13 protein-coding genes and 1 tRNA gene are annotated in these 13,658 nt (G+C 53.5%); 7 read left to right on the plus strand and 7 right to left on the minus strand.

Features of this window, described 5'->3' with window-relative positions:
- Nucleotides 1-7: 7 nt before the first annotated feature.
- The 3 genes from tssF to EOS98_RS17870 are packed head-to-tail and all read left to right on the plus strand — an operon-like array spanning nt 8 to nt 3,949.
- Nucleotides 8-1,891, plus strand: a complete 1,884-nt coding sequence (tssF, locus tag EOS98_RS17860; RefSeq protein ID WP_126524266.1) for a type VI secretion system baseplate subunit TssF — start codon at nt 8-10, stop codon at nt 1,889-1,891.
- Nucleotides 1,888-2,883: a type VI secretion system baseplate subunit TssG gene (gene tssG, locus EOS98_RS17865; protein ID WP_126524267.1), complete on the plus strand. Its 996-nt coding sequence runs from the start codon at nt 1,888-1,890 to the stop codon at nt 2,881-2,883. Before tssF ends, tssG begins: the two co-directional genes overlap by 4 nt.
- 10 nt (nt 2,884-2,893) lie before the next feature.
- The gene (locus tag EOS98_RS17870; RefSeq protein ID WP_126524268.1) at nt 2,894-3,949 is read left to right on the plus strand and encodes an ImpA family type VI secretion system protein; all 1,056 of its coding nucleotides are present in this window, start codon (nt 2,894-2,896) and stop codon (nt 3,947-3,949) included.
- 319 nt (nt 3,950-4,268) lie between these two features.
- On the opposite strand, the gene EOS98_RS17880 is transcribed toward EOS98_RS17870, so the two are convergent.
- Together EOS98_RS17880 and dnaQ are read right to left on the minus strand one after the other, a co-directional pair.
- A tRNA-Asp gene (locus EOS98_RS17880) sits at nt 4,269-4,345 on the minus strand.
- A gap of 133 nt (nt 4,346-4,478) precedes the next feature.
- Nucleotides 4,479-5,210 carry a DNA polymerase III subunit epsilon gene (gene dnaQ / locus EOS98_RS17885; protein ID WP_001670675.1) on the minus strand — a complete coding sequence of 244 codons (732 nt, stop codon included), beginning with the start codon at nt 5,208-5,210 and terminating at the stop codon, nt 4,479-4,481.
- A gap of 63 nt (nt 5,211-5,273) precedes the next feature.
- On the opposite strand from dnaQ, the gene rnhA reads away from it, so the two are divergent.
- Nucleotides 5,274-5,741 (plus strand): ribonuclease HI, encoded by a 468-nt coding sequence (rnhA, locus tag EOS98_RS17890; RefSeq protein ID WP_039589908.1) that lies wholly within the window; start codon nt 5,274-5,276, stop codon nt 5,739-5,741.
- Here rnhA and EOS98_RS17895 read toward each other — a convergent pair.
- Complete coding sequence (locus EOS98_RS17895) at nt 5,738-6,460, minus strand: class I SAM-dependent methyltransferase (RefSeq protein ID WP_000801238.1); 723 nt, start codon at nt 6,458-6,460, stop codon at nt 5,738-5,740. The two genes, rnhA and EOS98_RS17895, sit on opposite strands and share 4 nt — an antisense overlap.
- A 34-nt stretch (nt 6,461-6,494) precedes the next feature.
- Here EOS98_RS17895 and gloB point away from each other — a divergent pair, with 34 nt between their 5' ends.
- Nucleotides 6,495-7,250, plus strand: a complete 756-nt coding sequence (gloB, locus tag EOS98_RS17900) for a hydroxyacylglutathione hydrolase (protein WP_094894614.1) — start codon at nt 6,495-6,497, stop codon at nt 7,248-7,250.
- A gap of 71 nt (nt 7,251-7,321) precedes the next feature.
- Nucleotides 7,322-8,689, plus strand: a complete 1,368-nt coding sequence (gene mltD / locus EOS98_RS17905; protein WP_000644706.1) for a murein transglycosylase D — start codon at nt 7,322-7,324, stop codon at nt 8,687-8,689.
- Between the two features lie 55 nt (nt 8,690-8,744).
- Here the strand turns inward: mltD and EOS98_RS17910 are convergent, their stop codons facing one another.
- From EOS98_RS17910 to EOS98_RS17920, 3 genes are all read right to left on the minus strand, one after another.
- Nucleotides 8,745-9,515: a class I SAM-dependent methyltransferase gene (locus EOS98_RS17910; protein ID WP_000207237.1), complete on the minus strand. Its 771-nt coding sequence runs from the start codon at nt 9,513-9,515 to the stop codon at nt 8,745-8,747.
- 77 nt (nt 9,516-9,592) lie between these two features.
- Entirely contained in the window at nt 9,593-10,393 is an 801-nt protein-coding gene (locus EOS98_RS17915) for an endonuclease/exonuclease/phosphatase family protein (protein ID WP_127821191.1), read from the minus strand.
- 131 nt (nt 10,394-10,524) lie between these two features.
- Nucleotides 10,525-11,700, minus strand: coding sequence for an MFS transporter (locus EOS98_RS17920; protein ID WP_001127536.1), 1,176 nt, complete (start codon nt 11,698-11,700; stop codon nt 10,525-10,527).
- Between the two features lie 104 nt (nt 11,701-11,804).
- Between EOS98_RS17920 and yafC the strand changes: the two genes are divergently transcribed.
- Entirely contained in the window at nt 11,805-12,719 is a 915-nt protein-coding gene (yafC, locus tag EOS98_RS17925; protein ID WP_001647892.1) for a DNA-binding transcriptional regulator YafC, read from the plus strand.
- Nucleotides 12,720-12,739: 20 nt separating this feature from the next.
- Here the strand turns inward: yafC and dkgB are convergent, their stop codons facing one another.
- Entirely contained in the window at nt 12,740-13,543 is an 804-nt protein-coding gene (gene dkgB / locus EOS98_RS17930) for a 2,5-didehydrogluconate reductase DkgB (RefSeq protein ID WP_023216583.1), read from the minus strand.
- Nucleotides 13,544-13,658 lie beyond the last annotated feature (115 nt).

Here is a 13,658-nt window from a genome sequence, read left to right on the forward strand (position 1 = left end):
ATTATTCATGGATCCACGGCTACTGGAGTATTACAACCGCGAACTGAGCTACCTGCGGGAGACCGGTGCTGAGTTCGCCACCCTCCATCCCAAAATTGCCGCCCGACTGGGGATGCAGGGAACCGATATTGCCGACCCGTATGTGGAACGCATGATCGAGGCGTTCAGCTTTCTGAGCGCCCGCACTCAGCTAAAAATTGACGCCGAGTTTCCCCGCTTCACACAGCGGTTACTGGAAGTCGTCAGCCCCAATTACGTCACCCCCACGCCATCGATAGCAGTGGTAAAGCTGTATCCCGATACGCAGGAAGGCGACCTGGCGAAAGGGGTCACCGTGCCGCGCGATACCGCGTTCGTTTCCCCCATCCCGGAAGGCGAAAATACCGCCTGCCAGTTTCGCAGCAGCCAGGACGTCACGCTGTGGCCGCTGTCCATCGAGGAGGTACGCCTGACCGCCGCGCCGCCGGATATGCCCGCCCTGCACCGTTATCTGCCGCCTAATATTCATGTCGCCGGGGCATTGCGCATCACCCTGCGAACCTTCGGGGAACTGACTTTCAGCGAGCTGGCCGGTCCGGCACGGCTGCCCTTTTACCTCTGCGGCGAAGAACGCATTGCGTCACACCTGTTTGAGCTGCTGCATACCAGCGCCGTCGCCACACTGGCCGGTGAACCCGGTCACTTTGACGGCGAACTGAATGTGAATCTTCAACACCCGGTGGCGCACGAAGGGCTGGAGCCAGGGCAGGGGCTGCTGCCGCTCGCCTGGAACGTGTTTCACGGCCATAATCTGCTGCATGAATTTTTCGCCTGTCCGGAGCGGTTTTACTTCTTCACCCCGACCGGATTGTCTGCCGGGTTACAAAAGGTGCAGGGCAATGTGGCGGAAATTGTCATACTGCTTAACCGCCTGCCGCCGGACTGGCTGATTCATCAGACGGACGCTGCACAGTTCAGCCTGTTCTGTACGCCGGTGATCAACCTGTTTCCTCGCACCACCACCCGGATTGAAGTTACTCACAGCGTGACGGAACAGCATCTGGTGGTGGATCGTACCCGTCCGCTGGATTACGAGGTGTTTTCTGTTCAGGAAGTCGAAGGCCTGGAAGCGGAAACCACACGGAAGATGATTTTTCGTCCGCTGTATCACACCCGTAATAATGACGAAGGCAACCACGGGCGTTATTTTTCACTGCGTCGTGAGCCGCGCCGCTCGTCAGAAAACGCCCGCCGCTATGGCACCCGAACCCCTTATACCGGCTCGGAAGTCTTCCTGTCGCTGGTTGATCAGCATGAAGCGCCCTACCCGGAAAATCTGCGCCATATCACCGTCACGGCAATGGTGACTAACCGCGATCTGCCCTGCCTTATTCCACGTAATGGCCGGGATGATCTGACCGTAGATGCGGCGATTCCGGTGGCGGGCGTGGGTCTTATCAGACCGCCGCGCCCGCCGCAGCCGCCGCTGGCTGAACGCGAAATGGCCTGGCGGCTGATCCGGCAGTTGTCGTTTAATTATCTGCCGCTGGCCGATCTGGATCACCGCACCGGCGGCCAGGCGCTGCGCGATCTGCTGAACCTGTTTATCACGGCTCACGACAGCCCGCAGTCGCGCCAGGTGCGCAGCCTGATTGGCTGCAAAACCACCCCGGTGACCCGCCGCCTGCCCGGCTCCGGCCTGTTAGTCTATGGCCGGGGTGTCAGTTGCGAACTGACCGTGGACGAAGAGGGATTTTCCGGTATCAGTCCTTACCTGTTCGGTCTGGTGCTGGAACACTATATTGCCCGCCATGTTTCCATTAATACCTTCTCGCAGATGACGCTGCACTCGATGCAACGCGGGCATGTCATGACCTGGCCGGTCAGAACCGGGCAACGGGGGAGCGTATGACCGGCGCTCTCGACCAGGCGCAGAAAACCCCCTGGCGTTACGGATTCCTGAACCTGATGCGGCGCGTGGATGCCCAGCTCTGTGATACTCCGGCAGGCAGTATCTGGCAGCCACGGATGGAAAAATTCCGTCTGGGACAGACGCCGACGATGACCTTTGCGCCACGGGAAATCGCCCAGGTCAGCTGGCAGGATGGACGCCTGCACCTGAGCCTGTACAGCCTCGGACTATGGGGGCCAAACGGCCCGTTGCCGCTGCACTATACCGAGCTGGCACTGAACCGCTCAGAGAGTCGTCACGATCCGACGCTGGTTCATTTTTCCAATATTTTTCACCACCGCTGGCTGACGCAGTTCTGGCAGGCATGGCGCAGCGCCCAGTCCGCCGGTGGCGGGCTGGACAAACCGGAACACGACCGTTTTGCGTTTTATATCGCCAGTCTCAGCGGGCAGGATCTACGGGAAAGCGCCGAAAGCCCGCTGTCAGATCATGTTCGCCTGGCTGCCTCCGCCCATCTGGTACGCGAATCGCGCAATCCTGACGGGCTGGCCGCCACGCTGGCACACTATTTCAGCGTACCTTTTGCGGTGAAAGAGTTCGCCCTGCACTGGATAACGGTGGCGGATGATGAAATCACCCGTCTGGGCACGCCTGTGCAGTCCTCGGTGCTGGGCAACGGGGCGCTTATCGGCCAGGCCGTACCGGATATGCAGTACAAATTCCGGCTAATTATCGGCCCGCTCACGCTGGAGGATTACCTGCGTTTTCTGCCCGGCGGCAACAATCTGCCCGTGCTGACAGAACTGGTGCGTACGTTCATTGGTTTTGAATATTGCTGGGAAATTGAGCTGCAGTTGAAGCCTCATGCCGCACCGCCTGCGGTGATCGGCGGCGCGCAGCGGCTTGGCTGGACGGCCTGGGCAGGTAAAGCCATGCATGACCGTCCGGTGACAGGCATGATTTTTGAACCTGAACACGGCTTAACCCACTGAGAGTAATGATATGGACATGTCCCTGACTAAACCGGTAAGCGCGGAACAACCCTGCGGCCCCGATCCGGAGTACGATCCGGAGTACCTGCTGCTGTTCAGCCGCGCCGCCCCCCAGGCGGAGGCGCAATATGGTGATTTTGTCAGTACGCCGGAAGCCGTGAACTGGCCGGAAATTGAGCGTGATGCGCGCCGTCTGCTCACGCGCAGTAAGGATATCCGGGTGTTGATCCTGCTGCTGCGCAGTCGCATCCAGCAGGCTGGCGCACAGGGACTGGCGGAAATGCTCACGCAACTGGCAGAACTGAGCGTAATCTGGTCTGATGCACTCCATCCACAGCTGCTTACCGGCGAAGGCGCATCCGCAGAATCTATTGAAGATGCGGCGCTGGCGCGCAGTAATGCCCTGGCGGCGCTGCTGGATCACGAAGGCGTGATGGCAGACATTCGCGGTATCACGCTGTCAAACAGTGCCGCCCTGGGCCTGCAGGTACGGGATGTGGAGCGAGCGTTATCCGCCCCTCGCCCGGCTGATGCGCTGGCCCCCGAATCCGTCCGCCAGCAACTGGCCGACCTCGAAGCCCGTGGGGCATTATCGCTGGCAGCGTTTCGCGAAGCGCAGGAAAGCGCAGAACGCCTGCAAGTGTGGGCGCGTGAGACATTAGGCGATCTGGCTCCAGATTTTTCACGCCTGCGGCAGTTGTTAGCGCTGCTGCCTGACGTGGTACAGACAACCACACCGGAAATCCCTCCGTCGCCAGCGCCAGTGCCAGACCCCGCAGGCACGGTTATGGATAATGCCGTTCCGGCACGGGCAGAGGATGTGCCGCCTGTCAACGCGCCACCCGGTATATCCCTCCCACACAATGCTGAACCGGGGCCAATTCGCGATCGTAATGATGCGCTGGAGCGCCTGCGGTGCATTCGTCGCTGGTTTGAGAGCAGTGAACCCAGCAGCCCAACCATCCCACTGTTACGCCAGGCTGAAAGACTGGTGGGAAAACGGTTCTCGGAGGTGATCAATGAGATCCCGGTGGAGTTGCTGGAGAAGTGGGATGCCCTGGAGTGATGATGCGCATGTCTGGCGGTTCTCCGTGATTATCTGAGTGACATCAACATTACGCAGTCTGCTTCTGCGCTGAACATGTCCCGATCCCGGTTAAGCACCGCCATGAGGCCGCGCCTTAAATGTCAGTGGGACAAAATAACCATGACAGTGAAAGAAGTGGCGGTAATATCCTGTTCGTCATCCAGGCGTAGGCCCATTTGCGTCAGATTCCACGATAGGCGGTGGCACTGCTGAAGACGAAAAAAAACCGCATCCCTTTTACAGTGATACGGTTTTTTTTACTTCACAGGATGTATAAAAACACCCTGAGATTTGTATCTGGCGGAACGGACGGGACTCGAACCCGCGACCCCCTGCGTGACAGGCAGGTATTCTAACCAACTGAACTACCGCTCCGTGATGTTCCCGCTGGGAACGAGGCGAATATTACGGTTTGCGGTGTCGCCCGTCAACGCTTTTTCTCACCTTTTGAATCAGTTGCTGCAAAAATCGCCCGAAGGATGATTTTTATAGCCTAAAAAGGAATAAATTACGCCCGCCAAAGGCAACTTCCGCCCTTTTTCTGCACCAGATCAAGCCGCGATTCATGCGCAGCCAGCTCTTCCTCAGAGGCAAAAACGACCCGTAACCGGCTGGCCTGGCGAACGATTCGCTGAATGGTCGCTTCACCTTGCTGCCGTTGCGTCTCTCCTTCCATCGCAAACGTCATGGACGTTTGTCCGCCCGTCATCGCCAGATACACTTCGGCAAGGATCTGGGCATCGAGCAATGCGCCGTGCAAAGTACGTTTGCTATTATCTATCTCATAACGCGAACACAGCGCATCAAGGCTGTTACGCTTGCCGGGGAACATTTTCCGCGCCAACGCCAGGCTATCGGTAACTTTGCAGAAAGTATTGGTTTTAGGAATATCGCGTTTAAGCAGACCAAACTCATAATCCATAAAGCCGATATCGAACGATGCGTTATGGATGACCAGCTCCGCGCCGCGGATATAATCGAGAAACTCATCGACCACATCAGCAAAAACCGGCTTATCCAGCAGAAACTCATCGGCAATACCGTGTACGCCAAACGCTTCCGGATCCACCAGCCGATCCGGCTTCAGGTAAACATGAAAATTGTTGCCGGTCAGACGACGGTTTATCACCTCAACCGCACCGATCTCAATAATCTTGTGACCTTCATAGTGCGCGCCTATCTGGTTCATACCGGTGGTTTCGGTATCGAGGACAATCTGTCGTGTAATTGCAGTGCTCATATCGGTCATTTATGTCAGACTTGCGTTTTGTTATCGATTTCAATTACAGGAAGTCTACCAGAGATGCTTAAACAGGTAGAAATTTTCACCGATGGCTCTTGCCTGGGGAATCCAGGGCCTGGCGGTTATGGCGCTATCTTACGCTATCGCGGTCATGAAAAAACGTTTAGTGAAGGTTACACGCTGACCACCAATAACCGTATGGAACTGATGGCGGCGATCGTCGCGCTTGAAGCGTTAAAAGAACATTGCGAAGTGACATTGAGCACCGACAGCCAATATGTGCGGCAAGGAATTACCCAATGGATTCATAACTGGAAGAAACGCGGCTGGAAAACAGCGGAAAAGAAACCCGTAAAAAATGTCGATCTCTGGAAACGTCTCGATGCTGCGTTAGGCCAGCATCAGATCAAATGGGTATGGGTCAAAGGCCATGCAGGCCATCCCGAAAACGAGCGTTGTGATGAACTGGCGCGCGCCGCGGCAATGAATCCCACGCAGGAAGATAGTGGCTACCAGGCGGAAGGTTAGCCATCCGGTTTGCGATATTGCCGGGTGGCGCCAACGGTCTGGCGGATAGGGGTTTTACTTTTATTATGTCGCAGCGGATTAAGCGTAAGCGGGATGGTCCGCTTACGGGCCACAATAAGCTGTAAACAGCCCAGCGCCGGGATATGCGTATTTAAAAGCCGCCCTCCCTGCTTTTTCCAGGGTAAGACATGAAAACGGCTATAATGTAGCACTTCAAAATTGAGTAAAGACAGCCAGTCCAGTTGCCGCATAAGGGTAAACATCCGACTATTATAGGGCGGTGTTTTACGTAAAACGGGTACCAGTTTACGTAACCCCATCAAACTCAGCGGGTTAAATCCACTGATGACCAGCCAACCGTCATCAATCAATACGCGGTCGGCTTCCCGCAATAAACGGTGCGGATCGGTACACCACGGCAAAGTATGCGCCAGCAGACAAACATCGACGGATTTATCTGCAAAAGGAAGGTGTAGCGGATCGGCCAGAACCTGCATCGGCGACCCCTGCGACGAAACATTCACTTGATGGGAGACCGCGCACGCTTCGGAATTGATTTCTGCGCTTAAATTACCGATTTTAAGCAAATGGAAACCATACATTTTTGCAAACCACGGATTTAGCTGCTGTTCCAGCGCCTCACGGTAGTAATTGCCCCAGGGCAACTCACCCCAACATCCGGGCGCAACGACAGTTTGAGAGAGCCTTGCCGGTTTCATCGCAACCTTCCGCTAATTATTTGAGAGGTAATATATGAATCTTAACAGTATTCCCGCGTTTCAGGACAATTACATCTGGGTGCTGACCAATGATGAAGGCCGCTGTGCGATTGTTGATCCCGGCGAAGCGGCACCCGTCTTAAAGGCCATTGCTGAACATAAGTGGATGCCGGAGGCGATTTTTCTGACGCATCACCATCACGACCATGTTGGCGGAGTCAAAGAGCTGTTGCAACACTTCCCGCAAATGACGGTTTATGGACCGGCGGAAACGCAAGACAAGGGAGCAACCCATCTTGTTGGCGATGGCGATACTATTCGCGTTTTAGGCGAGAAATTTACTCTTTTTGCCACGCCGGGCCACACGTTAGGACACGTCTGTTACTTTAGCCATCCTTACTTATTCTGCGGCGACACGCTGTTCTCTGGCGGCTGTGGTCGACTGTTTGAAGGCACGCCATCACAGATGTATCAGTCACTTATGAAAATTAACTCTCTGCCTGACGACACGCTCATTTGCTGCGCTCACGAATACACTTTAGCTAACATTAAGTTCGCATTGAGCATACTTCCGCACGATTCGTTCATAAATGAATATTATCGTAAAGTTAAAGAGTTACGTGTAAAAAAACAAATGACATTACCCGTTATTCTTAAAAATGAGCGTAAGATTAATCTTTTTTTAAGAACTGAAGATATTGATTTAATTAACGAAATCAACAAAGAAACAATATTGCAACAACCAGAAGCGCGTTTTGCATGGTTAAGGTCAAAGAAAGACACGTTCTGATAATTCTTACTTGTCATTCGCTAACTTCGCCGTTATGATCGGTCGTCTTTTAAGCAACTATTGACACACACATGAAGGCAAAAGCGATATTACTCGCCTCTGTCCTGCTTGTGGGGTGCCAGACGTCTCAGAACACTGGCAACGTCCAACAGCACGCACAGAGCCTTTCTGCAGCTGGTCAAGGGGAAGCAGGAAAGTTTACGAGTCAGGCACGATGGATGGACGACGGAACGTCTATCGCGCCAGATCAGGACTTGTGGGCTTTCATTGGCGACGAGCTAAAGATGGGAATTCCGGAAAACAGCCGGATTCGCGAACAGAAACAGAAGTATTTACGCAATAAGAGCTATCTCCACGATGTAACTTTACGGGCAGAGCCGTATATGTACTGGATAGCGGGGCAGGTTAAGAAACGTAACATGCCTATGGAGCTAGTACTACTACCCATAGTGGAGAGCGCTTTTGATCCTCACGCAACGTCTGGCGCCAATGCCGCAGGCATCTGGCAGATCATACCGAGCACAGGGCGCAATTATGGTTTAAAGCAGACCCGTAATTATGACGCGCGTCGCGATGTTGTAGCCTCTACGACCGCCGCGTTAGACATGATGCAGCGTCTGAACAAAATGTTTGACGGCGACTGGCTGTTAACCGTTGCAGCGTATAACAGCGGCGAAGGCCGTGTTATGCGGGCAATTAAAGCAAACAAAGCGCGTGGAAAACCGACGGATTTCTGGTCGCTTTCTTTGCCCAGAGAAACGAAACTCTACGTACCTAAGATGCTGGCATTGAGTGAAATTCTCAAAAACAGCAAACGCTACGGCGTACGTCTGCCAACAACAGATGAAAGCCGAGCGCTGGCACGAGTTCGTTTAAACAGTCCAGTTGAAATGGCCCAGGTTGCGGATATGGCGGGCATGTCTATCAGCAAGCTGAAGACGTTTAATGCCGGTGTAAAAGGGTCTACCTTAGGCGTAAGCGGTCCGCAATATGTTATGGTGCCCAAAAAGCATGCCGAGCAGTTGCGTGAGTCGCTGGCTTCCGGTGAGATTGACGCCGTTCAGTCCCAACTGATCGCCGACAATACGCCGTTGAATAGCCGTAGCTATAAGGTGCGCTCTGGCGATACGCTTTCCGGTATTGCTTCGCGGCTTGGCGTAAGCACGAAGGACTTGCAGCAGTGGAACAACCTGCGTGGTTCGCGCCTGAAAATCGGGCAAAGCCTGACCGTGGGCGCTGGCAGCAGCGCGCAACGACTGGCAAACAATAGCGATAGCATTACCTATCGTGTCCGTAAAGGCGATTCGCTTTCCAGTATAGCCAGACGTCACGGGGTGAATATCAAAGATGTGATGCGCTGGAACCATGATACGGATAATCTACAACCGGGCGATCAGCTTACGTTGTTTGTGAAGGACAATAGCACGCCAGACTCCTGATATTGTCCGACGAAAAAGCCAAAAGGCGCCGCTTCCCCCGGCGCCTTTTAAATTGCTATACCGCTTTATGCGCTTCCAGCATGATAGTATCGCTGCTAAACGAGCCGTCATCCTGCAACTCAAAATAACGCTTCACCTCTACCGGGGCGCTCGCCTGATATAATCGAATCGCCTCAACCAACGGCGCTGGCGTACGCATCCGCGTTACCCATGAGCGAAACTCCAGCGATAAACGATCGGTTATCACGGTATTCGTTACCAGCATCGCGTTATTGACCATCGTCAGCCATTCGCCACTGGAATAGTTACGGACATGCGACGTGTCGCGTAACGCCTCCACCGTTTGCAGCCAGATATCGCGTACAGGATGTCCAGGCGACATGACATCCATGATAATCAGCACGCCGCCGGGTTTTAATACACGATAAACCTCACGCAATGCCTGACCAACGTCGTGCCAGTGATGCGCGGAATAGCGGCTAATCACCACCTCAAACGATGCATCTTCAAAGGGCAGTTTTTCGGCATAGCCTTGGCGGAGAGTAATATTACTTAAATGTCTTTCTTCCGCCGCTCCAGCGACAACCTCAAGCATGCTGGCGGATAAATCGTATGCCACGACCGAGTTGGCATGTTGCGCAGCGACAAAACTCGCGTGTCCAGCTCCACATCCCATATCCAGTACGTTCGCGTGGGAAAAATCAGACAGCCTTTGCGCCAGCCGCGCTAAGTCACGACCCGATGCGTGAACGGCGCTATGTAAATAGGCGTTCGCCTGTGAACCAAACTGCTTTTCAACATTGTCATGATGGGAATGCGTTGTCATGGTAGTGCCCTTCTGTTATGAGAAAAATAGAGGGCAGCACCCGAAGAGGCCTGCCCCACGGCAGACCTGACGCACCTTTATTGCTCAGGTTTGCCGGGACTGAATTCAACGAGTAGCGGATTGTGATCGGAAGCGCGCGTCACCAGTACGGAGGCTTCATTCACGTTTAACCCACGATAAAAAACAAAATCCAGCGGTCGTCCAAACGCACGACGGCGCTGATCGTCAGTGAAACGCACCTGGCGCAGCGACATCTCACGTGCAAAGCGGTACAACGCATTCATACGTGGGCGGCTCCAGGCATTAAAATCACCCGCCATAATGACAGGGCCGCTATGGTGCGCAATCTGGTCGCCGATCGGAAGTAACTGCTTACTGTATACGTCCACGCCCAGACTAAAATTTACCGCATGAACATTTACTACCATTAATAAACGGGTATCCGGCAAGGGATATACCGTCACCAGGGCTGATTTCGCCAAACGTAAAATCGGTTCTCTTTCCCGTAAAGGGCAGCAGTAAACAGGATGGGCGGCAGAAAGCGTCATGACGCCAGACGGATGCTGAGGTAGTACAAAAGCGGGAACCTGGTCGGCGGCAAGATAGTTAGCGGTGGCAAACTGTACCAGTTCAGGCGTCGTCTGTGCCTCCTGCAACAGGACCAGATGCGCATCTTTGCCGTAGTTCTTCAGCACCGATAACCATTCGGCTCGCTGCTGCTTGAATATATTCCACACGAGGATACGGATCCGCTCTTCACTGCTTAGCGGTTCCCCGGCGAGCAATGCCTGGCCAATGCTCGCAAACGACCCTGGCGGCAAAATCCGCTCGGCGGGCTGTCCGGCAACATAGCGCATCGCATAGGTGTTTTTTCGCACTTTTGACTTTCAAACCTCTGTAACGTCAACCAGTCCTCAACCGGACTGGTTCTTCTGTTATAGGGATTTTAGCACTCACTTTCAACGAACAATTGAAGTTTGTTTTGTAAGTAGGCGCTTACATCAATAATTTACTCCAGAGCAATGCGTACAGGTTTATCAAGACGTCCGCTGACACCCATCAGCAGGAAAGCCACCAGAACAATGAGGGCGCCAATCCACGGCGTCTGCGCCAAACCGTAATGCTCCACCGTTTGCCCGCCAATCACGGAGCCCAGCGCAATACCAATGTTAAACGCCGCAATGTTCAGACCTGACGCCACATCTACCGCATTAGGCGTGAATTGTTCCGCTTTCTGTACCACGTAGACCTGCAACCCCGGTACGTTACCGAAGGCAAAGATCCCCATCACCAGAATGGTAGCCAGCGCGGCATACTGCGTGGAAGCCGTCACCTGGAAGACCATCAGCAGAACAAACAGCGCGGCGAAAATGAATTTCAGAGCCGGCACGGCACCATGCTTATCCGCCAGTTTACCGCCCCAGATATTGCCGATAGCCACAGATACGCCATAACCCAGCAAGATCCAGCTCACTGCTGCCGGGGAGAATCCAGCCAGATCCTGCATCATCGGCGCCAGGAAGGTGAATGCCGTGAATACACCGCCGTAGCCCAGCGCCGTAACGGCGTAAATCAGCAACAGACGAGGATGGGTCAGCACTTTCACCTGGTCACGAATGCTGGCGGCAGCCCGACCGGGGATGTTGGCCGGGATCAGCAGTTGACTGCTCATCAGCGCAATCACTCCTAACAGTGATACAGCAAGAAAAGTCTCTCGCCAGCCAAAGTGCTGACCGATAAACGTACCCAGCGGTACGCCGGTTACCAGCGCCACCGTTAAGCCGCCAAACATAATGGCGATGGCGGAAGCCGCTTTCTCTTTCGGCACCAGACTTGTCGCGATGGTAGAGCCAATTGAGAAGAACACACCGTGCGCCAGCCCCGTCAGCAGACGGGCGACGATTAATGTCATATAGCCCGGTGCCTGCCATGCCAGCAAATTTCCGGCCGTAAACAAGACCATCAGCGCGACCAGTAACTGTTTACGCGGCAGGCGTCCGGTCAGAGCAGTCAGCACCGGCGCGCCAATAGCCACGCCCAGCGCATAGATTGAAACCAACATTCCGGCGGAAGGTAACGAGATCGCCAGTTGTTGTGCAATGGTCGGCACCAGGCCGACAATCACAAACTCAGTCGTGCCAATAGCGAAGGCACTTATTGTCAGTGCAAATAAAGCGAGAGGCATAAATAACTCCATAACATCAGTAATCAGATGACACGCAGTATGCCTGGATGTTTTAATGACAAAAATATTCAAAATATCAATTTAATTTTGCTTCAGGTGCAAAAATGAAAGCAACCTCCGAAGAACTTGCAATTTTTGTCGCTGTCGTGGAAAGCGGCAGCTTCAGCCGGGCGGCAGAGCAGCTTGGACAGGCCAATTCCGCTGTCAGCCGGGCAGTTAAAAAGCTGGAGATGAAGCTCGGCGTCAGTCTGCTTAATCGTACGACCCGACAGCTGAGCCTGACTGAAGAAGGAGAGCGATACTTCAGGCGCGTGCAGCAGATACTGCAAGAAATGGCCGCCGCAGAAACGGAAATCATGGAGTCGCGTAATACCCCGCGCGGCTTACTGCGTATTGATGCGGCAACGCCGGTAATGCTGCATTTCCTGATGCCGCTGATTAAACCTTTTCGTGAACGGTATCCGGAAATAACGTTGTCTCTTGTCTCCTCAGAAACGTTCATCAATCTTATTGAACGAAAAGTGGATGTTGCGATACGCGCAGGCACGTTGACAGATTCAAGTCTGCGCGCGCGTCCGTTATTTACCAGTTATCGTAAGATTATCGCCTCACCGGATTATATTGCCCGTTTTGGCAAGCCAGAGACCGTTGAAGAGTTAAAACGGCATCTGTGCCTGGGGTTCTCTGAACCCATCTCGCTCAATACCTGGCCAATAGCCTGTAGCGATGGGCAGCTCCATGAGATCGAATGTGGGATTTCTTCCAACAGCGGAGAAACGTTAAAACAACTTTGCCTGAACGGTAACGGCATTGCATGTCTTTCAGATTATATGATTGATAAAGAGATCGCGCGGGGAGAACTGGTGGAACTGCTGGCCGATAAACGTCTGCCGGTAGAAATGCCTTTCAGCGCCGTTTACTACAGCGATCGCGCCGTCAGCACACGCATTCGGGCATTTATCGACTTTTTGAGCGAATATATAAGAACAGCCCCCGCAGGAGCTGTGAAAGAGGGGTAAAGGTACAAAGGATCGGGTAATTAATCCCAGGCAGGAGCCAGTCCTTCCGGGCTAACCAGGCGGTCGTTGCAGTCCAGTGCCGCGATCGCTGCTCTATCTTCGGCATCCAGATGCAGGTCCAGTGCCAGCAGGTTGCTTGCCAGGTTTTCACGCCTGGTGGATGAAGGGATCACGGAGTAACCTTCACCCATAGCCCATGCCAGAATAACCTGCGCCGGGGTCGCATTATGTTTAGCCGCAATGCGCGCAATCACTTCATCTTTCAGCGCTTTACCGTATGCCAGCGTCATGTAAGAGGTGATATGGATACCGTGCGCTTTCGCCCAGTCAACCACCTTACGATTCTGCAGATACGGAGATAGCTCAATCTGGTTGGTGGCGATATGGTCTGCGCCCACCGCGGCAATAGCCTTTTTCATCAACGGAATGGTGAAGTTTGAAATGCCAATTTCGCGAGTCAGCCCTTGTTTTTTAGCTTCCAGCAATGCCTGCATAAATTCTTCGACAGACACAGCATCACCCGGAGATGGCCAGTGGATCAGCGTCAGATCGACATAATCGGTACGCAGTTTTTTCAGGCTCTCTTTCAGGCTTGGGATTAGTTTGTCTTTGCTAAGGTTTTCAATCCAGATCTTGGTGGTGATGTACAGCTCATTACGTGGTACACCGCTTTCAGCAATCGCCTGTCCAACAGCCGCTTCATTATCATAGATCTGTGCAGTGTCGACAGCACGGTAGCCCAGTTCAAGCGCCGTTTTAACAGAAGCGATAACCACGTCGTCTTTCAGGCGAAAAGTACCTAAACCGAATGCAGGGATAGTCATAGAATTCCTCTTTTTAATCACTATGTTCGTTAACTGAGGGGATTATGACCTTCAGCGCTTTGCAGAAAAAGAGCGAGAAATGCAGAGGATTTTTGCGAATTGAGCAATAATTAAA

The organism is Salmonella sp. SSDFZ69, from assembly GCF_004010755.1.
Lineage (GTDB): Bacteria > Pseudomonadota > Gammaproteobacteria > Enterobacterales > Enterobacteriaceae > Salmonella > Salmonella enterica.